This is a genomic window from Staphylococcus pasteuri (genome assembly GCF_030547725.1).
GTDB lineage: Bacteria > Bacillota > Bacilli > Staphylococcales > Staphylococcaceae > Staphylococcus > Staphylococcus pasteuri.
The window spans coordinates 75,087-99,191 of the sequence record NZ_JAUOQO010000006.1 but is presented as its reverse complement, the minus strand read 5'-3'; the positions used below and the strand labels follow the sequence as shown (position 1 = coordinate 99,191).

Below are 24,105 nucleotides of genomic sequence, written 5' to 3'. Positions count from 1 at the left end.
AAAGTTCGATTTTTGATTGAAAAAGCATATAATGATTGTTATGCTATATCTGTAATATACAACTTAAAGACAAATAAATCCAAAGTTTTGAAAGGGTGTACATTGTGAAAGTTGCAGTCATTATGGGTAGTTCTTCCGATTGGGAAATTATGAAAGAAAGTTGCAATATGCTTGAAGAATTTGGAATTCCGTATGAAAAGAAAGTAGTTTCAGCACATCGTACGCCACATTTAATGGTAGATTTTGCAAGTCATGCTGTTAATGACGGCTACGACTTAATTATTGCTGGTGCAGGTGGAGCAGCACACCTACCAGGTATGGTTGCTTCAATGACTACATTGCCAGTTATAGGCGTACCTATAGAATCGAAAAGTTTAAAGGGCTTAGATTCTTTACTATCAATTGTTCAAATGCCTGGTGGAATTCCAGTAGCGACAACAGCAATTGGTAAATCTGGCGCTAAAAACGCAGGTATATTAGCAGCGAGAATTCTCGGTATTAGTCATTCTTCAGTTCGTAAAAATTTGGAAAATTATGAAAAATCTCTCGTACAAAAAGTGGAGGAAATGCAAAATGAACTTCAATAAATTATCATTTGGCGCTACTATTGGCATCATCGGAGGCGGCCAACTAGGTAAAATGATGGCACAATCAGCACAAAAAATGGGATATAAAGTTATTGTTTTAGATCCTAATATTGATTGTCCATGTAGATATGTTGCCCATGAATTTATACATGCTGAGTATGATGACGAAAAAGCGTTACAACAACTTGGAGATAGTGCAGATGTCATCACTTATGAATTTGAGAACATATCAGCTAACCAACTTAAATCGCTAACAGATAAATATAATATTCCTCAAGGTTATCAAGCGATTGAATTACTTCAAGATAGATTAACTGAAAAGCAAACTTTGGAGCAAGCGGGCACACAAATTGTTCCTTATACCTCTATAAAAAATAAAGATGATTTATCAAATGCCGTATCAGAATTAGGTTATCCATTTATAGTTAAAACGCGTTTTGGTGGATATGATGGAAAAGGACAAGTATTGGTCAAGACAGAAGAAGATTTAGAAGAAGCAGAAACTATCATATCGAAACAAGAATGTGTAGCTGAGAAATTTCTGGAAATTGATAAAGAAGTTTCACTTACTGTTACAATCGGTAATCATCAACAAATCACTTATTTCCCACTACAAGAAAATGAACATAGAAATCAAATTTTATTTAAAACAATTGTTCCAGCAAGATCTGATAAAACTGAAAGTGCAAAGAGAGAAGTAGAGAAGATAACTAACGTAGTTCACTTTGTCGGCACTTTTACTGTTGAATTTTTCATTGATGAAAACAATCACTTATATGTTAATGAAATTGCACCTAGACCACATAATTCAGGACATTATTCTATTGAAGCATGTGATTATTCACAATTTGATACACATATATTAGCAGTAACTGGACAATCATTACCCCAGCAAATTGAAGTTTTAAAACCAGCAGTAATGATGAATTTATTAGGTAAAGATTTAGATTTATTAGAACATGAATTTGGAGAACATCCAGAATGGCATGTACATATATACGGTAAATCTGAACGTAAGCCAAATAGAAAAATGGGCCATATGACAATACTAACTAATGATATCGATGAAACTGAAAAAGATATGTTAAAGCGTTTTGAGGGGAGAGAAGGTTAATGTCATTACTATATGAAGGTAAAGCAAAACGAATTTATTCTACTGATAAACCTAATGAATTAAGAGTGGAATATAAAGACGAGGTCACTGCCGGTAATGGTGCTAAAAAAGATGCGATGCTAGGCAAAGGGAAATTAAACAATCAAATTACTTCTATTATATTTAATTATTTAAACGAAAATGGATTGAAAAGTCATTTTATAAAACAATTATCAGAAACAGAGCAACTTGTAGAATCAGTAAAAATTATTCCATTAGAAGTCGTAGTTAGAAATATAGCAGCAGGTTCAATTACTAAAAGATTAGGTTTTGAAAAAGGTTACGTTTTTGATGAGCCATTAGTCGAATTCTTCTATAAAAATGATGATTTAAATGATCCGCTTATCACTGAGGATCACATTAAATTAATGCATATTGCTAATAACGAACAAATCGACACTTTAAAATCAATGGCATTAGATATTAATACAATATTATCTAAATTAATGAATGAAATGGAATTAAGACTTGTTGATTTCAAGATTGAATTTGGCATTACAGAAACTGGAAATATTTTATTAGCTGATGAAATTTCCCCAGATACATGCAGAATATGGGACAAATATTCTGATACAAATTTTGACAAAGATGTATATCGAAATGACACTGGATCACTAATTGAAACATATCAATCATTTTTAAATAAATTGGAGGATTTAAAATAATGAAAACTATTGAATTACACGTAACGTTACAACCACAGGTATTAGATACACAAGGACAAGCATTAAACAGAGCTGTTCATGATTTAGGTTATAACCAAGTGAATGATATTCGAGTAGGAAAGTTATTATATATGACTGTCGATGAAGCAACTGATGAGGCTGTTGATAACATTATTACAACATTAAGTGAAAAATTATTTGCTAATACAGTTATTGAAGAATATAGCTATAAAGTGATTGATGAAAAGGAGAATGCATAACATGAAATTTGCTGTTCTTGTATTTCCAGGGTCAAACTGTGATAGAGATATGCATAATGCTGCAATTAAATCAGGTGTTGAAGCGGAATATGTTGATTATAGAACTACCTCTTTAGAAGGGTTCGATGGTGTACTTATTCCTGGTGGATTCTCTTTTGGAGATTATTTAAGATCAGGTGCTATGGCAAGTGTAGCTCCAGTCATCAATGAAGTGAAAAGATTAGCAAATGAAGGTAAACCAGTACTCGGGGTATGTAATGGTTTCCAAATTCTAACTGAAATTGGTTTACTACCTGGTGCATTACTTCATAATGATTCACATTTGTTTGTTAGCAGAAATGAATCACTACGTGTAGTTAATAATCAAACACCCTTCACTAATTTATATAACGAAGACGAAATTGTTGTTTATCCTGTGGCACATGGAGAAGGACATTACTATTGTAATGAAGAAATTTATAAGGATTTAAGCCAAAATAATCAGATTATTTTGAAATATACAGATAATCCTAATGGGTCATATGATGATATAGCAGGGATAGTTAATAAAGCAGGAAATGTTTGTGGTATGATGCCTCATCCAGAAAGAGCAATGGAATTATTATTAGGTACTGATAGTGGCGTCAAATTATTTGAAGCAATGGTAAATAGTTGGAGGGAACAAAATGTCTAAATTTATCGAACCAAGTATTGAAGAGATTAAGTTAGAAAAGTTATACCAAGATATGGGATTAAGCGATAAAGAATATGATAAAGTTTGTGAGATTTTAGGTAGAGAACCTAATTTTACTGAGACAGGTATCTTTTCAGTTATGTGGAGTGAACATTGCTCATACAAACATTCGAAGCCATTTTTAAAACAATTCCCAACATCAGGTGAACATGTATTAATGGGACCGGGTGAAGGTGCAGGGGTTGTAGATATTGGTGACAAACAAGCAGTAGTATTTAAAGTTGAATCTCATAACCATCCATCTGCTATAGAGCCGTATCAAGGTGCAGCAACTGGCGTAGGTGGCATCATCAGAGACATTGTTTCCATTGGCGCTCGTCCAATTAATTTATTAAATAGTTTACGTTTTGGTGAATTATCAAATAAACAAAATCAAAGGTTACTTAAAGGTGTCGTTAGTGGTATTGGTGGTTACGGTAATTGTATTGGGATACCAACGACTGCCGGAGAAATTGAATTTGATGATCGCTATGATGGCAACCCGTTAGTTAATGCGATGTGTGTAGGTATTATCGATCATGACATGGTGCAAAAAGGGACAGCTAAAGGTGTAGGAAATTCTGTTATTTATGTAGGATTGAAAACAGGACGAGATGGTATACACGGTGCTACATTTGCGTCTGAAGAATTGACAGAAGAAAGTGAAAGTAAAAGACCATCTGTACAAATTGGCGATCCATTTGTTGGTAAAAAATTAATGGAAGCAACTTTAGAAGCTATCACTTTTGATGAATTAGTTGGTATACAAGATATGGGTGCAGCTGGATTAACTTCATCATCTTCAGAAATGGCTGCTAAAGGTGGAAGCGGTCTTCATTTAAAATTGGATCAAGTTCCCACAAGAGAACCAGGTATTTCTCCATATGAAATGATGCTATCTGAAACACAAGAAAGAATGTTACTAGTTGTAGAAAAAGGAACAGAACAAAAATTCCTAGATTTATTTGAAAAACATGAATTGGATAGTGCAATTATTGGAGAAGTAACTGACACTGATCGTTTTGTATTAACGTATGAAGATGAAGTATTTGCGGATATACCTGTTCAACCATTATCTGATGAAGCTCCTGTTTATGTACTTGAAGGTGAAGAAAAGGAATACAACACTTCTAAAAATGATTACAGTCAAATTGATGTTGAATCTACATTCAATCAATTATTAAATCATCCTACAATTGCTTCAAAAAAACATTTGTATGAACAATACGATCAACAAGTCGGTGCAAATACGATTGTTAAGCCAGGTTTACAAGCTTCAGTTGTTAGAGTAGAAGGAACGAATAAAGCCATTGCTTCAACAATTGACGGGGAAGCACGCTATGTATTCAATCAACCTTATGAAGGCGGGAAAATGGTGGTTGCTGAAGCGTATCGCAATTTAATTGCTGTCGGTGCGACGCCATTAGCTATGACAGATTGCTTGAATTATGGTTCACCAGAGAAAAAAGAAATTTATCAACAATTAATTGATTCTACTAAAGGTATGGCAGAAGCATGTGACGTATTAAATACACCAGTTGTATCAGGAAATGTTTCTCTTTATAACGAAACTAGAGGTACCTCTATATTCCCAACACCTGTAGTAGGTATGGTTGGTTTAATTGAAAATATTGATTACTTAACTGATTTTAAACCTCAAGCTGGAGATAAACTTTATTTAGTTGGAGAAACCCGTAATGATTTTGGTGGCAGTCAACTTGAAAAATTAATATATGGTTCAGTCAATCACGAATTTGAATCTATCGATTTAAGTAAAGAAGTTGAAAAAGGAGAAGCCATTAAAGAAGCCATTAGAAATGGAATTGCATCACATGTGCAAACAGTAGGTAAAGGTGGCCTATTAATTACATTAGCTAAAATGAGTGCTTATTATGATTTAGGACTTGAAGCTCATGTAAATGTATCTAATCCACAATTATTTAGTGAATCTCAAGGTAGATATATTGTAGCGGTTAAAGCAAATCAATCTTTAAATATTGATGGTGCTATTGAAATTGGTCAGTTAACACATACAAATCAATTTAACGTATCAAATGAACAAACTAAAATTACCAAAGAAGTAACGGATATTAAACATGTTTGGGAAGGAGCAATTCACCAATGTTTAACTACTCAGGATTAAATGAGGAATGTGGTGTCTTTGGCATATGGAATCATCCTGATGCAGCACAATTAACTTATATGGGGCTGCATAGTTTACAACATAGAGGACAAGAAGGAGCCGGTATTGTAGCTTCTAATCACGAAAAATTAGTTGGTGAAAGAGGTCTTGGCTTACTAACGGAAGCAATTAAAGATAATCAATTAGCTAGATTAAAAGACTATAATCACGCCATAGGTCACGTCAGATATGCAACTTCTGGAAATAAAGGCATTGAAAATATACAACCATTTTTATATCACTTTTATGATATGAGTGTTGCGATATGTCATAACGGTAATCTGATTAATGCTAAATCTTTAAGACAAAATTTAGAAAAACATGGTGCGATATTCCATTCTTCTTCTGATACAGAGGTAATCATGCATTTAATACGAAGAAGTAAAGCACCAACATTCGAAGAAGCACTTAAAGAAAGCTTACGTCAAATTAAGGGTGGATTCACTTTTGCTATCCTTACGAAAGATGCATTGTATGGGGCTGTTGATCCTAATGCAATTAGACCGTTAGTAGTTGGGAAAATGCAGGATAATACTTATATTATAGCTAGCGAAACATGTGCCATTGATGTACTTGGTGCTGAATTTGTTCAAGATATACATGCAGGAGAATACGTCATTATTAACGATGAAGGGGTTCATGTTAAATCTTATACACGACAGACTAATACGGCTATTTCAGCTATGGAATATATTTATTTTGCAAGACCAGATTCTACTATTGCAGGAAAAAATGTTCATGCCGTTCGTAAAGCATCTGGTAAGCGTTTAGCACAAGAAAGTCCTGTAAAAGCAGATATGGTTATTGGTGTACCTAATTCTTCATTGTCAGCAGCTACTGGTTATGCAGAAGAAATTGGACTTCCATATGAAATGGGGCTTGTAAAAAATCAATATGTTGCTCGTACATTTATACAACCTACCCAACAATTACGTGAGCAAGGTGTAAGAGTTAAATTATCTGCAGTTAAAGATATCGTAGATGGTCAAAATATTATATTAGTCGATGACTCAATCGTACGAGGTACTACATCTAAACGAATTGTCAAAATGTTAAAAGATTCAGGTGCAAATGAAGTCCATGTCAGAATTGCTTCTCCTGAATTCATGTTTCCAAGTTTTTATGGCATTGATGTGTCAACAACTGCTGAACTCATATCAGCTAGTAAATCACCTGAAGAAATTTGTGAGTATATTGGTGCTGATTCACTTGCTTATCTTAGCGTAGATGGATTAATTGAATCTATTGGTTTAGATTATGATGCACCATATCATGGCTTATGTGTAGAAAGTTTCACCGGAGATTATCCAGCAGGATTGTTTGATTATGAAGAAAATTATAAAAAGCATTTAAGTAAACGCCAAAAAGAATATATTACTAAAAATAAACATTATTTTGATAGTGAGGGAAATATAAATGTCTAAAGCATACGAACAATCAGGTGTTGATATTCACGCAGGTTATGAAGCGGTAGAAAGAATGTCTAGTCATGTTAAACGAACATTGCGTAAAGAAGTTATTGGAGGATTGGGTGGTTTCGGTGCAACATTTGATTTGTCCCAACTTAATATGAAAGCACCTGTACTCGTATCGGGTACAGATGGTGTTGGTACCAAATTAAAATTAGCAATCGACAACGACAAACATGACACTATTGGAATAGATGCAGTTGCAATGTGTGTCAATGATATCTTAACAACGGGTGCCGAACCACTATACTTCTTAGATTATATTGCAACACATAAAGTCGTGCCTGAAATTATTGAACAAATAGTAAAAGGTATCAGCGATGGATGTGAAGAAACCAATACAGCATTAATAGGTGGAGAAACAGCTGAAATGGGCGAAATGTATCACGAAGGTGAATATGATTTAGCCGGATTTGCTGTTGGTGCAGTTGAAAAAGAAGATTATATTGATGGATCAGCAGTCAAACCTGGACAAGTCATCATCGGGTTAGCTTCGAATGGTATACACTCAAATGGTTATAGTCTTGTTAGACAATTAATCAAAAAGTCAGGTATTAATTTAAACGATTCGTTTGGAGATAGTACCTATTTAGAAACGTTTTTAGCTCCTACTCAATTATATGTTAAACCGATTCTTGAATTGAAGAAACATGTCTCAATTAAAGCCATGAATCATATTACAGGTGGTGGATTCTATGAAAATATTCCACGATCATTACCTGAAGGACTTGCAGCGGACATAGATAGTCATGCTTTTCCAACGCCAGCTATTTTTGACTGGTTGCAAAAAGAAGGAAATATAAGTACAGATGAAATGTATAACATTTTTAACATGGGTATTGGCTACACTGTCATTGTGAATGAAAATGACAAAGAGCAGGCTTTAAAAGTGTTAAAAGAACAAAATATAGATGCGTATGAGATTGGTCGTATTATCAAAGATGACCGTAAACCAATTCACATTCAGGGGGTATAAATGTGATTAAAGTAGCGATTTTTGCTTCTGGTTCTGGTAGCAATTTTGAAAATATAGTACGACAAGTACAAAATGGAATTTTATCGCATATTGAAATTTCAGCACTATATACAGACCATAATGACGCATACTGCATCGATCGTGCGAAAGCATTAGGCATCAAAGTACATATCAATGAACCAAAAGACTTTGAATCTAAATCACAATATGAAAAACACTTACTGACATTATTATCCGAAGAAGGGGTTCAATGGATAATATTAGCAGGTTATATGAGATTAATAGGACAAGATATATTAAATGCGTTTCCACATAAAATTTTAAATATCCATCCTTCATTATTGCCGAAATTTAAGGGGATTGACGCAATAGGACAGGCATATCGTAGTGGAGATATTGTAACAGGATCTACAGTACATTATGTTGATAGCGGTATGGACACGGGAGAAATTATTGAACAAAGACAATGTGATATTAAAACAGACGATACTAAAGAAGACTTGGAAGAAAGAGTTAAACAATTAGAATACGAATTATATCCGAGCGTTATTGCAAAAATCATTCAATAGAGGAGTATTACAAAACAATGAAAAAAGCAATTTTAAGTGTTTCAAATAAAAGCGGTATTTTTGAATTTGCAAAATCATTACACTCTTTAGGCTATGAACTTTATTCAACAGGTGGTACAAAACAAATTTTAGAAGAAGCTCAAGTTGATGTGAAATCTGTTTCAGAACTCACACAATTTCCTGAAATCATGGATGGTCGTGTTAAAACATTGCATCCTGCAGTTCACGGAGGCATATTAGCTGATAGAGATAAACAAGAACATTTAGATCAATTAAAAGAGCAACATATTGATCTTATAGATTTAGTTGTTGTTAATCTTTATCCATTTCAAAAAACAGTTGAAAATCCTGATGTAACGGAAGATGATGCAATCGAAAATATAGATATTGGTGGTCCGACGATGTTAAGAGCTGCAGCTAAGAATTTCAAACATGTCACTACAATTGTTCATCCGTCAGACTATAATGAAGTGATTAATAGAATAAAAAACAACCAATTGGATGAAGCATACCGTAAATCACTAATGATTAAAGTATTTGAACATACGACTCAATATGATGAAGCAATTGTTAATTTCTTCAAAGATAATAAAGAAACATTACGTTACGGAGAAAATCCACAACAATCAGCTTATTTTGTAAGAACATCTAATGCTAAACATACTATTGCAGGTGCTAAACAATTACATGGTAAGCAATTAAGTTATAACAATATTAAAGATGCAGATGCAGCACTGTCATTAGTAAAGAAATTTGAAGAACCAGCTACAATAGCTGTTAAACATATGAATCCATGTGGCGTTGGTATTGGAAAATCTATAGAATTTGCTTTTCAAAATGCATTTGATGCAGACAATCAATCGATATTCGGTGGTATTATTGCGCTAAATCGTGCAGTAACGGCAGAATTAGCTCAAACGTTACATTCAATCTTTTTAGAAGTAGTTATCGCACCAAAATTTACAGATGAAGCGCTAGAAATTTTGACTCAAAAGAAAAATATTCGATTATTAGAAATAGATACTACGATTGATAATAGAGAAGAAGAATTTGTATCGGTATCTGGTGGATATTTAGTACAGGATAAAGATAATTACGAAGTTAGTCGTGAAGAAATGACAGTTGCAACTGAAGTTCAACCTACAGAAAAGCAATGGAATGCGATGTTATTAGGTTGGAAAGTTGTAAGTGCTGTTAAAAGTAATGCTGTCATCTTAAGTAATGAAAAACAAACAGTAGGTATTGGTGCAGGCCAAATGAACCGAGTTGGATCAGCTAAAATTGCATTAGAAAGAGCAATAGAAATTAATGATAATGTAGCTTTAGTATCTGACGGCTTTTTCCCAATGGACGATACAGTAGAATTAGCTGCTAAAAATGGCATTAAAGCGATTATTCAACCTGGTGGTTCAATTAAAGATCAAGCGTCGATTGATATGGCAAATAAATATGGAATTACAATGGTAATGACAGGTATGCGTCATTTTAAACACTAAAAGTTAAAACATGAAGGGAGTAAATTCATGAACGTACTCGTTATAGGTGCTGGTGGTCGTGAACATGTATTAGCAAATAAATTAAATCAATCTCCATTAGTTGATCAGGTGCATGTTATACCTGGTAATGAAGCTATGGTAAATGTTGCACAAATTCATACAGATATTAAGGAAAATGATAATGAAGGTATTTTAGAATTTGTAACTCAACATCAAATTGAATGGGTCGTGATTGGGCCTGAACAACCACTGATTGATGGTCTGCCTGATTTATTAAGAGAACATCAAATTAAAGTATTTGGGCCTAATAGTGATGCTGCTCAAATAGAAGGATCTAAGTCTTTTGCAAAGAGAATTATGGATAAATATCATATTCCAACAGCTCAATATAGAGAAATTGATAATAAAGACGAGGCATTAACATATGTTAATCATTGCTATTTACCAATTGTGATAAAAAAAGATGGTTTAGCAGCTGGTAAAGGGGTAGTTATAGCTACCAATCGAAATGATGCTAAAGAAGCTGTGAATCAAATGTTTAGTGAGGACTCTGGTACAGTAGTATTTGAGGAGTTCTTAGAAGGTGAAGAGTTCTCAGTCATGACCTTTGTTAATGGTAAAAGAGCTATACCTTTTGATTGTATTGCGCAAGATCATAAGCGTGCATATGATAATGACGAAGGACCTAATACGGGTGGTATGGGTGCATATTGTCCAGTACCACATATTAACCAAGATATACTAAAAAGAACGAATGATGAAATAGCTCAACCTATTGCTAATGCAATGGCTGAAGAAGGTTATCATTTCTTCGGTTTGTTATATATCGGAGCTATTCTTACCGAAGATGGACCAAAAGTCATTGAATTTAATGCAAGATTTGGCGATCCAGAAGCACAAGTATTATTAACACGTATGAAAAGTGATTTGATGGATCATATCATCGCTCTAGATAAAGGTGACGAGATTCATTTAGAATGGAAAGATGAATCTGTAGTTGGTGTGATGTTAGCCTCTAAAGGCTACCCAGGTCATTATGAAAAAGGGCATAAAGTAAGTGGATTCGAATTGAATCAGAACTATTATGTAAGTGGCTTGAAAAAAGAAAATAATCAATACGTTAATTCAGGAGGTCGTGTCATATTAGCTATAGGACAAGGAGACAATTTAGCTAAAGCACAACAAGAAGCCTATAAAAATGTTGAAAAAATTAATAGTGATAATTTATTCTATAGAAACGATATTGGTAATAAAGCACTAAAGTAATGACACCGTACTCTGATTAACAGTTTATAAAATGCAAAAAAGGTCCGGGACATAAAGTTCTTGGACAAATGAAAAAAGGTAATTTCTATTGAAATAATATAGAAATTACCTTTTTCATTGTTATTTTGATTATTTTCAGCTCGTTGAGCTACTACATTAATCCAAAAAATGGTTCTACATCTATTTTCCTTTGACTATAGATTACTTTCGTTATAGTCCCAATTTTGAGTATTAAACATGTAACTTTTATATTTTTAGCTTTACCTTTAATAAACATGCCATAAGTTATCAATGATGTTTGATTAAATTCATCTATGATTACCAATTAATTAGACTCATGTGTGGGAATAATAATTGAAGTTCCCATTGGTAATGTAAGTTGAGTCTTGTTTTAGTCTTTATACAGAAGACTCTTCGTTAATTAAGTTTAGTTGTGTTTACTAAATTATACGAAAGAGTTTTTTTGAGTATATTAGCGTAAAATTACATATAAATACGTAGTATTTATGGCAAGACTCCTGAGGGAACAGTACAAGTTGAAGACCTTAGAAATTCCCACAGATTTATCTATGTAGAATTTCTGGCTGAAACTGTACCATCGGAAGGGACCCAACACAGAGAAACTGATTAAATCAGTTTCTACAAGCAAAGCAAGTTGGGCATAGCGTAGCCATACAATACGAAGTATTGGATATAAAGAAAGCACTAAGATGATTAAAATAGATCACCTTAGTGCTATTATTTTGGGAGTTATTTCCCAGCCTAGTTACTTTTTTATGTGAATTGAATGGATAAAATAAATTATTCTAATTTACCTATACGAACATCATGAATGCCTGTGATAGGAAATGTAGTAGATAAATAATAAGATAGCCCAATAATGACTAATAAACTCAATATAAATATAAGATCTTTATATGAGAAAGGTGCTCTATAGTAATATGTTCTAGGCCCATCTTTAAATCCTTTAGATTCCATTGCAACAGATAATTGATGGGCACGTCTAATATTCTGACTTAATAATGGAATAATTAAATGTTTTAATCGTTTAAATCCTCGATAATTTGATTTATCGATAATTTGGTATCTCATTTTTAAAGAACGTCTTAATTGAATTAATGAACTAATAATTAATGGAATCATTCTTATTGCAGCCATAAATGCATATGCTACTTTAGGTTTGACTTTTAAATGTTGCATTAAACTATAAAAAATCATAACAACTTGTGAAGTTAATGCAATTAGAATACCAAACATAGATACTGTAATCGTACGAAGTGATAAATGAATACCGCGAACAATACTTTCTGTACTAATTTGAATAATTCCAAATTTAAACAATATGTGATTTCCATCACCGTATAAAATCATAAATAATGATGATAGTAAGGCAAAGAATGTAGTTACTAATATAAAAGTACCAGTTATTTTAAATTCAGTTCCATTAAATATAATTAAAAAAATGAACATAAGTGTTACGATATATATCATGAAATCAAAGTTATGAATAAAAATAATAAAGAAAAATAACAGAACACCTAATATAAGTTTGGTAATAATATTAACATCATCTACGAAGGTATGTCGGATTTTCCAGTGTTCAAACATGTTGTTCACCTTCAATCTCTGTTAATTGCTTATTATTAATCGCCCATCTCCTAGTTGGATAGCGCTTAATGATTTCAGGGTCGTGCGTTACCATAATAATGCTTTGTCCTTTAGAAACTCTTTCTTGAAATAGTTCGATTAATTGGAAAGTATTATGGCTATCTAATCCAAACGTAGGCTCATCAAGTAAGATGATGTCTGCATCAGAACTTAACGCTGTTGCAACGCTTAATCGACGTTTTTGTCCCATTGAAATTTCATAAGGGTGTTGATTTTTTACATTAGTTAAATTAAGCAATTCTAATAGTTGTAATGTTTTCTCATCTGCATGAGTTGAATCTAAATGATTATAATGAATAAAAATTTCTTCATATACTGAATTAGTAATAAATTGTAGTTCTGGATTTTGATATACAAGATACATATGTTGGGATGCATCTTTGATTTTATGTAATTCTTGATTTTGGTATGTCATTATACCTTTGTATTTAATTAACTGTAATATTGACTCTAATAAAGACGTTTTACCAGTACCATTTTTTCCAGTAATTGTAATCCATTCCCCAGAATTTATTGATAATTGGTCTACTTTAAATAAAGTTTTCTTACTACGAAGTATTTCTCCATCATTAAATTTAAATAATTGTTGTTGTGTAGATGGCGTTATTTTTTTCGGTTCTGGGGCATAATTCCATGCTTTAGGGTGCCATACTCCATATTCACTTAGCAGATGTTCAAAATGTTGTAAAATATGTTCTGGACTACCATCAGCGATAATTTGACCTTCATAGTTCATCAATAGGACTCTATCTACATGTTGCCAAATATGTTCTACTTTATGTTCTACAATCAGAACCGTTTGATCTTGCCATAGGTCTATTAGTCGCTGCCATAAATCTTCTGTAGCTTCTACATCTAACATAGCAGTAGGTTCATCTAAAAATAGGGTATCAGCTTGTTGCAAAATTGTTTCTACAATTGCTAGTTTTTGTTTCATGCCGCCACTTAGATGATTAATTTGTGTTGTTTCATTTACATTTAAGTTTACTGAGTTTAATGCATTTTCAATAGCTTCATCCATATCTTTTCTAGGAAGTTGTCTATTCTCTAATACAAAAGCTAATTCTTCATAAACTTTAGGCATACAAAATTGTGTATCTGGATCTTGAAAAATAACGCCATTATGGTCATTGATTTCTAAAGTGTCATATTTCATAGGTAATTCAATTAATTTTGGTACGATGCCACTTAATACATGGAGTAGTGTACTTTTACCAGAACCAGAAGGGCCGAGCAATAATACTTTTTCTTTGTCTTTAATTTCTAAATTAAGATCATCGAATATTTTTCGGTGACCATTTGGGTACTTCAAACGTAAATTTGTAACTTTTAGCACTTTAAAATCCCCTTATAATGAATCGTAGTCATCTTTAGATGCGGGTCTAAATAATTTAGTTACACCAGTTTGATCCAATGCTTTTACTAATAAGTAAGAAAGTAAACCAGATATAATGATGCCACTAAGTGCACGAAAAACAATAAATAAAATTAAATTCCATCCGGCAACTTCGTTTAAATATCCGTAATAGTAATCGACAGGGAATGAAATAAGTGCTGTAACCAATCCAGCTAAAATAGCAACCATAACTGAACGAGATTGATATTTAAAGATAGCGAATACAATTTCGCATGCTAAACCTTGTAAAAGTGCATATACGATTGTCGGAATATCAAATTTCCCCATAACAATTGTTTCACCAGCACCAGCTGCAAATTCAGCGAGTAAGGCGATACCTGGTTTAGGTATAATTAAATAACAAACTACTGCAGCCATAAACCAAACGCCATACGTTAATTGTTCAAGATGTAAGCCAGCAACTTGAGCAACATTGTAAAACAACCACCATAAATTATAAATGATTGCAAAAATAACAGAGATAAGCACTGTCACTAGTATCTCAGAAAGTTTTAAACCTTTTGACATAAAAAACATCCTCCTAAAAAACGCACAACCTTCTCTAGGAAAGTTGTGCGTAAAACATAAGAATATGTCTAAACATACGTTTATATCTTCTGTTAGTTACACTTTCCTACGCTAGTATCTAGCTAGATCAGGTTCAAAGGGTTTGAGGGTTAACCTCATCTCAGTTCAAAACACCCCTAGTGCGTTCATTAATTTAATTTGTCTTTAATGTAAGTTTTTTCGTGAAGAATGTCAAGGTGGTATAGAATATAAAAGTATAAATTGATGTTAATTTAATATACTTATAGACAACAAATACAATTCATGGAAAAAGAAGATTTTAGAACAATAATTTTAAAAGAAAGGGTATCTCAAATTAATTTATCAAAATACAAATAAGCTATGTAAATAGTATTACCTATCTACATAGCTTTATTCTTAAATTCATTACAAGTGCCTATCTGTATAATTAAAATTTAGTCAACTATTAATTTAATGCATCGTCGATATCTTTTTTAGTTTGCTCAATATCATCAGATTTATTTTCTTTTTGCTCTTTTAATTTTTCTTCTGCTTCTTTTGCTTTTTCAGCTGATTTTTTATTTAATTCTTCGTTACTCATAATAAATCCACCCCTAATTGTGTTTTATTTGTTTACATACTACTTTTACCCAGTTATGCTAATATTAAACTTTTCTAGGTCTATAGATGTATTTAGTGATTTATTAAAGACAAGAAGAAGTTCTTCATATATAATAACTTTTGAGGTGAATAGTATGTCTTTTCTTAAGAAACACACCGAGATTATATTTAGTTATATTATCGGTATCGTTTCACTTTTCACAGGACTCATTATATTAATCAATTTACCACTTATTAAACAATTAAATGGTGATAAGAAGGTAAATACTCATGTACATAATATATGGGAATTCCTGAATGCATTTTTCGCTGAAATCATAAAAGTGATGAGTAGATTTATAGGGAGCTTCCCAATAATAAGTGCCATTATCATTATTTTATTTGGTATCTTAGTTATGTTACTCGGTCATACATTATTTAGAACAATTAAGTATGACTATGATATTTCTATTTTCTTCTTAGTTATAGGGATTATGTATTTCCTAATAACTTTAATTCTAATGATGCAAGTATATGGTTTCTTCGGTATCGTATTTATTATTCCATTCATCATTCATATCGGTTATATCGTTTATAAAGATGAATTAAATAGTAATAATCGAAAAAGTCACTATATGTGGATAATCGTATCATATGGTATCAGCTATCTTATTACACAAATTGCATTGCATGGTCGTATTGACTCTAATGAAATTGAATCTATTGATATTTTAAGTGTGAATACATTCTTTATCATCATGTGGTTATTAGGACAAATGTCTATTTGGAACTTCTTATTCTTAAGACGAGCTTTACCGCTAACGAAACAAGAATTAGGGGAAGAAGAACCAGAATTATCAAGAACAAGTAAAGGTAACGTTTCAAATCAAACTAAAGTTCACTTAAAACAACTTCAAGATAAGACAACAGAATATGCACGTAATACTAGAAGAAGTGTCGATTTAGAAAAAATTAGAACTAAAAGAGATAAGTTTAAAGAAAAAGTTAAAAATATTGTTGATATCCAGGAAGATGATATTCCAAATTGGATGAGAAAACCTAAATGGATTAAACCAATGTATGTTGAAATATTCTGCGGTGTAGTTATTTTCTTCTTTACATTTTTAGAATTTAACAACAGAAACGCCTTATTCTTATCAGGTGAATGGGAATTATCTCAAACACAATATGTGATTGAATGGGTAACATTGTTATTGCTGTTATTTATTATCATTGTATATATTGCGACAACATTAACTTATTTCTTAAGAGGTAAATTCTATTATCTTCAATTATTTATGGGAAGCATTTTATTCTTCAAATTATTAACCGAATTTATGAATATTATGGTTCATGGATTATTATTATCAGTGTTTATTACACCGACGCTATTACTAATGTTAATTGCAATCATAATTGCATACTCATTGCAATTAAGAGATAAACCAAAATAATACAATTGAAGTTATGCATGAAATAGATATGTATCGTTAACAATAATAATACGTATTTTTGAGCGGGTTACAGTTCCTTCTTATTAAAGATTGAATTGTGATACCGCTCTTTTTTTGTTAGAAAATAGGAGTAAGATGAAAAATTTGTTAAAATAGCGATTGAATTAAAATATTTACTTGTTAGCTTATAAAAATTAAAGTATAAGGCTTAATTGTGAATTTAAATTAATTTCCCGTAGAAATATATTAAAAGAGAGGTAAGTTAAGTATATGAAAATAGCAACTTTAAATAGAGGAAAAGAAACAAAATACCATAATCAATATCCACTAATAGACGAAGATGATATTTATGCACATGATCACCTGAAAGAGGGGGATTTATTCAAATTAGTAGATGGTAGGGAGCAATATATCGCAACCGCTTATGTAGGTCGACAACATAAAGGTTTAGGATGGGTGTTAAGTTATAATCCTTCTGAAGATATTAATACTGCTTTTTTCAAAAGACTATTCGAACAGGCATTGACTGAAAGAGAATATTATTACCATATTGATGGAACAAATGCTTTTAGATTATTTAATGCTGAAGGCGATGGTGTCGGAGGATTAACAATTGATAATTATGATGGGAACTTGTTAATTCAATGGTATTCAAAAGGAATTTATAAGTATCGTTACTATATTTTAGAAGCAATAAAATCAACATTTGAGTATCAATCTATTTATGAAAAAATGCGTTTCAAAGATACAGAGTATACTGGTGGATTTGTTGAAGGGGAACGTCAGACATTTCCAATTGTTATAGAGGAAAATTTCACATTTTATAATGTTGACTTAGAAGATGGATTAATGACTGGTATATTCCTAGATCAAAAAGAAGTAAGGAAAAAATTACGTGACCAATTTTCTGAGGGACGTCATATTTTAAACGTGTTTAGTTACACTGGTGCATTTTCTGTGGTAGCTGCTCAAAATGCTTTATCAACAACAAGTGTAGACTTAGCTAATCGTTCAAGAGGATTAACAGAGGAAAATTTTGGACTAAATGCGATTGATCCTAAATCTGAATATATTTATGTTATGGATACATTTGATTTTTACAATTATGCCAAAAGACATGGTCATCAATATGACACAATCGTTATAGATCCACCAAGTTTTGCACGTAACAAGAAAAAAACATTTTCTGTTCAAAAAGATTACGATAAATTAATTGACGGTGCTTTAGACATCTTATCTGAAAAGGGAACATTATTGTTATGTACGAATTCTAGTGTATTTTCACTTAAAGCATTTAAAAATGTAATTAAAACGACTTTAGATAATGCTGAAGTTGAATATGAAATTAAAGAAGTTATGGGATTACCTAAAGACTTTAAAACACATCCTCACTACAAACCTTCAAAATATTTAAAAGCGATTTTCGTTAATATTGAGCATTAAATATTTATAAACTGGGTATATAGTCTTAATGAAATATGAATCTGGGAAGGGGAATAAGATGAGTATTAGAAATAAAGTGACTAACAAAGTTACTAATACTGTTGGTAACAGAGTTTTAAATATTGAAGAAATTAAAGAAAAAAGTAATTTACCAGTAACTCAAAGTGAATTACAAGATAGACGAGAATCAGCGGAAAAACTCGTTAAAAAGAAATCTATATTATCATCTGGTATGAGTGTTGTACCTATTCCAGGTTTAGATTTTGGTGTTGATATCAAATTAATGAGAGATATCATAAGCGATGTAAACAAAATCTATGGATTAGATCATAAACAAGTTAATTCATTAAGTGATGATGTTAGAGAACGTATTATGTCAGCGGCAGCTATCCAAGGTAGTCAATTCATTGGTAAAAAATTGACAAATGCTTTGATGAAAGTAGTTATCAGAGATGTTGCTAAAAGAACAGCTGCTAAACAAACGAAATGGTTCCCATTTGTTGGACAAGCAGTTTCAGCATCAATTAGTTATTATTTCATGAAAAAATTAGGCCAGGATCACATTGAAAAATGTGAAAAAGTCGTCAAAGATTTACTTTAAAGACTATAAATTGTTATAATTTTGTAGAAATATACTGAAACCGGTTTTAAAGAAATTGAATTTAACTATTGGTTTTGGTAAAGTTAAAGTATAAAAAATTATGTTAGATTGTAAGTATATTGAAGATTCTAACTTATAGAAGGAGAAATAAATTTATGGAACAAAAATCATATGTAATTATCGATGAAACAGGAATTCACGCTCGCCCAGCAACAATGTTGGTACAAACAGCTTCAAAATTTGATTCAGATATTCAATTAGAATACAACGGTAAAAAAGTTAACTTAAAATCAATTATGGGTGTTATGAGTTTAGGTGTTGGTAAAGATGCTGAAATTACAATTTATGCTGACGGTAGCGACGAAACAGAAGCAATTGAATCAATCAGTGATGTCTTATCAAAAGAAGGTTTAACTAAGTAATATGTCTAAATTAATTAATGGTATTGCGGCATCTGACGGTGTAGCAATCGCTAAAGCATACTTAATAGTTGAGCCAGACTTAACTTTTGACAGCAGTGAAACAATCACTGATGTTGAAGGTGAAACTAGCAAATTCAATAACGCTATCGAAGCATCTAAAATTGAATTAACTAAAATAAGAAATAATGCAGAAGTTCAATTAGGCGCTGATAAAGCAGCTATTTTTGATGCACATTTACTTGTTTTAGATGATCCAGAATTAATTCAACCTATCCAAGATAAAATTAAAAATGATAAAGTTAATGCTGCGACAGCATTAAATGAGGTTACTACTCAATTTATTACTATTTTTGAATCTATGGATAATGAATATATGAAAGAACGTGCTGCTGATATTAGAGACGTTTCTAAACGTGTTTTAGCACATATTCTTGGTGTTGAATTACCAAACCCAAGTATGATTGATGAAAGTGTTGTTATTATTGGTAATGACTTAACACCTTCTGATACAGCACAATTAAACAAAGAATTCGTTCAAGGTTTTGTTACGAATATTGGTGGCAGAACAAGCCACTCAGCAATTATGAGTCGTTCTTTAGAAATCGCTGCTGTTGTAGGTACAAAATCAATCACTAAAGAAGTGAAACAAGGTGATATGATTATTGTCGATGGTTTAACAGGTGATGTTATTATCGACCCTACAGAAGATGAAGTAATTGCTTATCAAAATAAACGTGAACGTTTCTTTGAAGATAAACAAGAATTACAAAAATTACGTGATGCAGATACTGTATCTGTAGATGGTGTTCATGCTGAATTAGCAGCTAACATCGGTACACCAAATGATTTACCAGGTGTAATTGAAAATGGTGCACAAGGTGTTGGATTATATCGTACTGAGTTCTTATACATGGGTAGAGATCAATTACCTACTGAAGAAGAACAATTCGAAGCTTATAAAAAAGTATTAGAAACTATGGAAGGTAAACGTGTCGTTGTTCGTACATTAGATATTGGTGGCGATAAAGAATTACCTTACTTAGACTTACCTGATGAAATGAATCCATTCTTAGGTTACAGAGCGATACGTCTTTGCTTAGCACAACCCGATATTTTCAGACCACAATTACGCGCGTTATTACGTGCCTCTGTTTATGGTAAATTAAATATTATGTTCCCAATGGTTGCAACTATCAAAGAATTCCGTGATGCTAAAGCTATGTTATTAGAAGAAAAAGAAAATCTTCAAAACGAAGGTTATGATGTATCTGATGACATTGAAATTGGTATCATGGTTGAAATTCCAGCAACTGCAGCTTTAGCTGATGTATTTGCTAAAGAAGTTGATTTCTTTAGTATCGGTACAAATGATTTAATTCAATACACATTAGCTGCAGACCGTATGTCAGAACGTGTATCTTATTTATACCAACCATACAACCCTTCAATTTTACGTTTAGTTAAACAAGTTATTGAAGCTTCTCACAAAGAAGGTAAATGGACAGGTATGTGTGGTGAAATGGCAGGAGATGCAACTGCAGTGCCATTATTATTAGGTTTAGGATTAGACGAGTTCTCAATGAGTCCTACATCTATTCTTAAAGCTAGAAGACAAATTAATGGCTTAAGCCAAAACGAAATGTCAGAATTAGCAAATCGTGCTATTGATTGTGCTACACAAGAGGAAGTTATCGAATTAGTTAATAACATTTCAAAATAATATATATTAAAAAGCAACTAGGGCAATTAATTTTGCTCTAGTTGCTTTTTTGTTTGTTCATTCAAGATTATTTAATATTAAAAGCATCATTAATTTTATCCATATCAACTTGATACATAGGTTGGTTATCTAACAATATAAATGGGGTAGCAAACGCATCATAATCCATCATTTCAATACGATATTGATTATTTTTAATGTTTTTTTCTATAAAATCAACATTATTTGCTTTTAGATGATTTTTAACAAATGTACAAGGTGGACAATCGTCTTGAGTATATAATGTTATCTGTGACATCGAAAATTTCCTTTCTCTTAAATTTGTATAGACTTATCTTATAGATAAATTCTTAAAATATCAATGGTGTGAACATTGTGTGTCTTTTAATAAATTTTATATCAAAATTGTAAGCAGATGTATTTTGTTTGTGATACAGAAGATTTATAATTTTAAGCATTGTAAAATATTTAAAATTATAAGTACAAGGTGATTATATATGGATTCAGTAGAAATAAGCCGATTGCTTACAGGTATGACATTAGCAGTACATATCATATTTGCAACAATCGGTGTTGGTATGCCATTAATGTTTGTTATTGCAGAATTTCTTGGTATACGTAATAATGATGCGAATTATATAGCATTAGCAAGAAGATGGTCAAAAGGTTATACAATAACTGTTGCAGTTGGTGTTGTAACGGGTACAATTATTGGTTTACAACTGTCGCTTGTTTGGCCGACATTTATGAAAATGGGTGGTCATGTCATAGCCTTACCATTATTTATGGAAACATTTGCTTTCTTCTTTGAAGCAATTTTCCTAAGTATTTATCTTTATACATGGGATAGATTCAAAAATAAATGGATTCACTTTTTCATTGGTTTACCTGTGATTATCGGTGGGTCGTTCTCAGCATTTTTTATAACGTCAGTTAACTCATTTATGAATACACCTGCTGGCTTTGAAATGAAGAATGGTCGAATGGTGAATGTTCAACCATTAGAAGCAATGTTTAATTCATCATTTATTGTAAGATCATTTCACGTCGTTGCGACAGCAGGTATGACAATGGCATTCGTTCTTGCAGCAATTGCAGCGTTTAAGTTATTAAAAAATCGTCACCCAGAAGATAAAACATATCATTTAAAATCTTTAAAAATGACTATGATTGTTGGTTTTATATCAACATTATTATCTATGTTAGCAGGGGACATGTCTGCAAAATTCTTGCACAAAGTACAACCTGAAAAATTAGCAGCTTATGAATGGCATTTTGATACGCAGTCACATGCCAATTTAGTATTTTTTGGTGTATTAAACGACAAAACAAAAGAAGTATCTGGTGCTATTGAAATACCTGGAATGTTAAGTTTTTTAGCTGATAATAATACGAAAACAACAGTAAAAGGACTTAATGATTTTCCTAAAAATGAATTACCACCATTAATCGTTCATTATTTCTTTGATTTAATGGTATCTATGGGTGTATTTTGTTTTATTGTTTCTGGAATATATATGTTATTTTTAATCATTAAAAAATTACGTAAGTTTACAACTCATAAAGCTATGTTATACGGTATTTTATTAACTGGACCAGCTTCTATGTTAGCTATAGAGTTTGGTTGGTTCTTAACTGAAATGGGACGCCAACCATGGATTGTAAGAGGTTATTTAAGAGTTTCACAAGCTGCAACACAAGCTGGAGGCATTACGTTAGTAACAATACTATTTGGTTTATTATATTTAGTACTTTTAGTAACTTCAGCTTATGTTTTACTAAGAATGTTTAAAAATAAACCGGCAATCAATGATGTTGATCGAGTAATTAAAGAAAGAGGTGATAGCAAATGATGTATTCATATATAGGTATTACAGTGTTATGGATTTTTTTATTTTGCTATATCATCGTAGCCTCAATTGATTTTGGTGCAGGATTCTTTGCACTCCACTCTAAAATTACTGGTGATGAAAAGAAAATTAATCACCTTATTGAAAGATATTTAAGTCCAGTTTGGGAAGTAACCAACGTATTTTTTGTATTTTTCTTTGTCGGTTTCGTTGGTTTCTTTCCGGATTCAGTTAAGTATTTAGGAACAGTGCTACTTGTTCCCGGTTCACTTGGAACGATATTGATTTCAATTAGAAATAGTTTTTACGCATTTGAAAATTATGGTCAAGATACTAAATTACCATGGATTGTCTTATATGGTTTAACAGGTTTGTTGATTCCGGCTGCATTAGCGACTGGATTAACGATTTCAGAAGGTGGCTATATAAAAGAAGTTGGTAATCATGTTGATTTGGAATGGGTTCAATTGTTATTAAGTCCTTTCGCATGGTCCGTAGTATTTTTAGCCATTATATCTGTACTTTATATATCTTCAGGATTCCTAACGTTTTATGCTAATAAAGCGAATGATAAACCAGCATACGATTTAATGAGACGTTGGCATATATTTTGGGGACCACCAATGATGATTATTTCATTATTTGTCTTTTTATCACTAAGAGTTCAAAATTCATATCATTTTAATAATGCTGTCTTTAACTATTGGTGGATGTTTGTTATTAGTTTTATATTTTTCTTAATTGCTGGTGCATTAACAATATTTAAGAAAAATCATGGCTTGGCATTTATTATGGTTATTCTACAGATGTTATTTGCCTTTTTCGGATATGGTATCAGTAAATTGCCATATTTATTACAACCATTTGTGAAAATTTCAAGTTCCCATGTCAATGATGAAATGGGTCTAGCACTTGTAATAGCATTTATTTTAGGTTTACTTTTATTAGTTCCATCGTTAATATTATTATTGAGATTATTTGTTTTCGATAAAGATTATGTTGAGGGCAAAAAATAATTTATAAAAGTTTATCAATATATAACATCGGTATTGAATCAATTTTTAAAGTGTTACATTAGTAAGGATTGA

General features: G+C 31.8%; 23 protein-coding genes, 1 pseudogene and 1 riboswitch. Of the genes and pseudogenes, 18 read left to right on the top strand and 6 right to left on the bottom strand.

Translation table 11 applies throughout. The features are described 5' to 3' along the window. Positions 1-104: 104 nt before the first annotated feature. The 11 genes from purE to purD are packed head-to-tail and all read left to right on the top strand — an operon-like array spanning position 105 to position 11,335. Positions 105-587, top strand: a complete 483-nt coding sequence (gene purE / locus Q4528_RS08125; protein ID WP_017637034.1) for a 5-(carboxyamino)imidazole ribonucleotide mutase — start codon at positions 105-107, stop codon at positions 585-587. Beyond that, positions 574-1,701, top strand: coding sequence for a 5-(carboxyamino)imidazole ribonucleotide synthase (purK, locus tag Q4528_RS08120; RefSeq protein ID WP_017637035.1), 1,128 nt, complete (start codon positions 574-576; stop codon positions 1,699-1,701). Before purE ends, purK begins: the two co-directional genes overlap by 14 nt. Continuing rightward, positions 1,701-2,405 carry a phosphoribosylaminoimidazolesuccinocarboxamide synthase gene (gene purC, locus Q4528_RS08115; RefSeq protein WP_017637036.1) on the top strand — a complete coding sequence of 235 codons (705 nt, stop codon included), beginning with the start codon at positions 1,701-1,703 and terminating at the stop codon, positions 2,403-2,405. The genes purK and purC overlap by 1 nt, the downstream gene beginning before the upstream one ends. Then, on the top strand, positions 2,405-2,665 hold the full coding sequence (gene purS, locus Q4528_RS08110; RefSeq protein ID WP_017637037.1) for a phosphoribosylformylglycinamidine synthase subunit PurS: 261 nt from the start codon (positions 2,405-2,407) through the stop codon (positions 2,663-2,665). The genes purC and purS overlap by 1 nt, the downstream gene beginning before the upstream one ends. A 1-nt stretch (position 2,666) precedes the next feature. Continuing rightward, positions 2,667-3,338, top strand: coding sequence for a phosphoribosylformylglycinamidine synthase I (gene purQ, locus Q4528_RS08105; protein ID WP_303521198.1), 672 nt, complete (start codon positions 2,667-2,669; stop codon positions 3,336-3,338). Next, a complete protein-coding gene (gene purL, locus Q4528_RS08100) occupies positions 3,331-5,520 on the top strand; it encodes a phosphoribosylformylglycinamidine synthase subunit PurL (RefSeq protein ID WP_017637039.1) in 2,190 nt (729 codons plus the stop codon). Before purQ ends, purL begins: the two co-directional genes overlap by 8 nt. Beyond that, positions 5,499-6,983 carry an amidophosphoribosyltransferase gene (gene purF, locus Q4528_RS08095; protein ID WP_046466544.1) on the top strand — a complete coding sequence of 495 codons (1,485 nt, stop codon included), beginning with the start codon at positions 5,499-5,501 and terminating at the stop codon, positions 6,981-6,983. Before purL ends, purF begins: the two co-directional genes overlap by 22 nt. After that, entirely contained in the window at positions 6,976-8,004 is a 1,029-nt protein-coding gene (gene purM, locus Q4528_RS08090) for a phosphoribosylformylglycinamidine cyclo-ligase (RefSeq protein WP_029055540.1), read from the top strand. The genes purF and purM overlap by 8 nt, the downstream gene beginning before the upstream one ends. A gap of 2 nt (positions 8,005-8,006) precedes the next feature. Continuing rightward, positions 8,007-8,573, top strand: a complete 567-nt coding sequence (gene purN, locus Q4528_RS08085; RefSeq protein ID WP_046466545.1) for a phosphoribosylglycinamide formyltransferase — start codon at positions 8,007-8,009, stop codon at positions 8,571-8,573. 17 nt (positions 8,574-8,590) lie between these two features. Continuing rightward, positions 8,591-10,069, top strand: coding sequence for a bifunctional phosphoribosylaminoimidazolecarboxamide formyltransferase/IMP cyclohydrolase (gene purH, locus Q4528_RS08080; protein ID WP_303521190.1), 1,479 nt, complete (start codon positions 8,591-8,593; stop codon positions 10,067-10,069). Between the two features lie 27 nt (positions 10,070-10,096). Further along, complete coding sequence (gene purD / locus Q4528_RS08075; RefSeq protein ID WP_303521188.1) at positions 10,097-11,335, top strand: phosphoribosylamine--glycine ligase; 1,239 nt, start codon at positions 10,097-10,099, stop codon at positions 11,333-11,335. On the opposite strand, the pseudogene Q4528_RS08070 reads toward purD, so the two are convergent. From Q4528_RS08070 to graF, 5 genes and pseudogenes are all read right to left on the bottom strand, one after another. Next, positions 11,299-11,660 (bottom strand): annotated as a pseudogene (locus Q4528_RS08070) (hypothetical protein); the annotation flags it as partial. The gene purD and the pseudogene Q4528_RS08070 sit on opposite strands and share 37 nt — an antisense overlap. A gap of 476 nt (positions 11,661-12,136) precedes the next feature. Then, the gene (locus Q4528_RS08065) at positions 12,137-12,943 is read right to left on the bottom strand and encodes an energy-coupling factor transporter transmembrane component T family protein (protein WP_017637045.1); all 807 of its coding nucleotides are present in this window, start codon (positions 12,941-12,943) and stop codon (positions 12,137-12,139) included. Next, a complete protein-coding gene (locus Q4528_RS08060; RefSeq protein ID WP_046466547.1) occupies positions 12,936-14,339 on the bottom strand; it encodes an ABC transporter ATP-binding protein in 1,404 nt (467 codons plus the stop codon). The genes Q4528_RS08065 and Q4528_RS08060 overlap by 8 nt, the downstream gene beginning before the upstream one ends. A gap of 12 nt (positions 14,340-14,351) precedes the next feature. Beyond that, entirely contained in the window at positions 14,352-14,927 is a 576-nt protein-coding gene (locus Q4528_RS08055) for an ECF transporter S component (RefSeq protein ID WP_017637047.1), read from the bottom strand. 86 nt (positions 14,928-15,013) lie between these two features. Then, a riboswitch (TPP riboswitch) is annotated at positions 15,014-15,115 on the bottom strand. A 278-nt stretch (positions 15,116-15,393) separates the two neighbouring features. Beyond that, complete coding sequence (gene graF / locus Q4528_RS08050; RefSeq protein WP_017637048.1) at positions 15,394-15,528, bottom strand: glycopeptide resistance-associated protein GraF; 135 nt, start codon at positions 15,526-15,528, stop codon at positions 15,394-15,396. A 154-nt stretch (positions 15,529-15,682) separates the two neighbouring features. On the opposite strand from graF, the gene auxA reads away from it, so the two are divergent. The 5 genes from auxA to ptsP all read left to right on the top strand — a co-directional run bounded on the left by auxA (position 15,683) and on the right by ptsP (position 21,167). Beyond that, complete coding sequence (auxA, locus tag Q4528_RS08045; RefSeq protein WP_029055534.1) at positions 15,683-16,981, top strand: lipoteichoic acid stability factor AuxA; 1,299 nt, start codon at positions 15,683-15,685, stop codon at positions 16,979-16,981. A 270-nt stretch (positions 16,982-17,251) separates the two neighbouring features. Further along, positions 17,252-18,424, top strand: coding sequence for a class I SAM-dependent rRNA methyltransferase (locus tag Q4528_RS08040; RefSeq protein WP_046466548.1), 1,173 nt, complete (start codon positions 17,252-17,254; stop codon positions 18,422-18,424). Between the two features lie 58 nt (positions 18,425-18,482). Further along, positions 18,483-19,025 carry a hypothetical protein gene (locus tag Q4528_RS08035; RefSeq protein WP_046466549.1) on the top strand — a complete coding sequence of 181 codons (543 nt, stop codon included), beginning with the start codon at positions 18,483-18,485 and terminating at the stop codon, positions 19,023-19,025. A 155-nt stretch (positions 19,026-19,180) separates the two neighbouring features. Further along, complete coding sequence (locus Q4528_RS08030; protein WP_017637706.1) at positions 19,181-19,447, top strand: phosphocarrier protein HPr; 267 nt, start codon at positions 19,181-19,183, stop codon at positions 19,445-19,447. A gap of 1 nt (position 19,448) precedes the next feature. Beyond that, the gene (gene ptsP / locus Q4528_RS08025) at positions 19,449-21,167 is read left to right on the top strand and encodes a phosphoenolpyruvate--protein phosphotransferase (RefSeq protein ID WP_017637705.1); all 1,719 of its coding nucleotides are present in this window, start codon (positions 19,449-19,451) and stop codon (positions 21,165-21,167) included. 67 nt (positions 21,168-21,234) lie between these two features. On the opposite strand, the gene Q4528_RS08020 is transcribed toward ptsP, so the two are convergent. Next, positions 21,235-21,465 (bottom strand): glutaredoxin family protein, encoded by a 231-nt coding sequence (locus Q4528_RS08020; RefSeq protein ID WP_017637704.1) that lies wholly within the window; start codon positions 21,463-21,465, stop codon positions 21,235-21,237. 199 nt (positions 21,466-21,664) lie between these two features. Between Q4528_RS08020 and Q4528_RS08015 the strand changes: the two genes are divergently transcribed. Beyond that, positions 21,665-23,020 carry a cytochrome ubiquinol oxidase subunit I gene (locus Q4528_RS08015; protein ID WP_029055531.1) on the top strand — a complete coding sequence of 452 codons (1,356 nt, stop codon included), beginning with the start codon at positions 21,665-21,667 and terminating at the stop codon, positions 23,018-23,020. After that, positions 23,017-24,033, top strand: coding sequence for a cytochrome d ubiquinol oxidase subunit II (locus Q4528_RS08010; RefSeq protein WP_017637702.1), 1,017 nt, complete (start codon positions 23,017-23,019; stop codon positions 24,031-24,033). The genes Q4528_RS08015 and Q4528_RS08010 overlap by 4 nt, the downstream gene beginning before the upstream one ends. The last annotated feature ends 72 nt before the right edge of the window (positions 24,034-24,105 follow it).

Excerpts from the sequence above, each read along its gene's own strand:
- purK (WP_017637035.1), top strand. The coding sequence starts at position 574 with ATGAACTTCAATAAATTATCATTTGGCGCTACTATTGGCATCATCGGA.
- purC (WP_017637036.1), top strand. The coding sequence starts at position 1,701 with ATGTCATTACTATATGAAGGTAAAGCAAAACGAATTTATTCTACTGAT.
- purS (WP_017637037.1), top strand. The coding sequence starts at position 2,405 with ATGAAAACTATTGAATTACACGTAACGTTACAACCACAGGTATTAGAT.
- purQ (WP_303521198.1), top strand. The coding sequence starts at position 2,667 with ATGAAATTTGCTGTTCTTGTATTTCCAGGGTCAAACTGTGATAGAGAT.
- purL (WP_017637039.1), top strand. The coding sequence starts at position 3,331 with ATGTCTAAATTTATCGAACCAAGTATTGAAGAGATTAAGTTAGAAAAG.
- purF (WP_046466544.1), top strand. The coding sequence starts at position 5,499 with ATGTTTAACTACTCAGGATTAAATGAGGAATGTGGTGTCTTTGGCATA.
- purM (WP_029055540.1), top strand. The coding sequence starts at position 6,976 with ATGTCTAAAGCATACGAACAATCAGGTGTTGATATTCACGCAGGTTAT.
- purH (WP_303521190.1), top strand. The coding sequence starts at position 8,591 with ATGAAAAAAGCAATTTTAAGTGTTTCAAATAAAAGCGGTATTTTTGAA.
- purD (WP_303521188.1), top strand. The coding sequence starts at position 10,097 with ATGAACGTACTCGTTATAGGTGCTGGTGGTCGTGAACATGTATTAGCA.
- Q4528_RS08065 (WP_017637045.1), bottom strand. The coding sequence starts at position 12,943 with ATGTTTGAACACTGGAAAATCCGACATACCTTCGTAGATGATGTTAAT.
- Q4528_RS08055 (WP_017637047.1), bottom strand. The coding sequence starts at position 14,927 with ATGTCAAAAGGTTTAAAACTTTCTGAGATACTAGTGACAGTGCTTATC.
- graF (WP_017637048.1), bottom strand. The coding sequence starts at position 15,528 with ATGAGTAACGAAGAATTAAATAAAAAATCAGCTGAAAAAGCAAAAGAA.
- auxA (WP_029055534.1), top strand. The coding sequence starts at position 15,683 with ATGTCTTTTCTTAAGAAACACACCGAGATTATATTTAGTTATATTATC.
- Q4528_RS08040 (WP_046466548.1), top strand. The coding sequence starts at position 17,252 with ATGAAAATAGCAACTTTAAATAGAGGAAAAGAAACAAAATACCATAAT.
- Q4528_RS08035 (WP_046466549.1), top strand. The coding sequence starts at position 18,483 with ATGAGTATTAGAAATAAAGTGACTAACAAAGTTACTAATACTGTTGGT.
- Q4528_RS08030 (WP_017637706.1), top strand. The coding sequence starts at position 19,181 with ATGGAACAAAAATCATATGTAATTATCGATGAAACAGGAATTCACGCT.
- ptsP (WP_017637705.1), top strand. The coding sequence starts at position 19,449 with ATGTCTAAATTAATTAATGGTATTGCGGCATCTGACGGTGTAGCAATC.
- Q4528_RS08020 (WP_017637704.1), bottom strand. The coding sequence starts at position 21,465 with ATGTCACAGATAACATTATATACTCAAGACGATTGTCCACCTTGTACA.
- Q4528_RS08015 (WP_029055531.1), top strand. The coding sequence starts at position 21,665 with ATGGATTCAGTAGAAATAAGCCGATTGCTTACAGGTATGACATTAGCA.
- Q4528_RS08010 (WP_017637702.1), top strand. The coding sequence starts at position 23,017 with ATGATGTATTCATATATAGGTATTACAGTGTTATGGATTTTTTTATTT.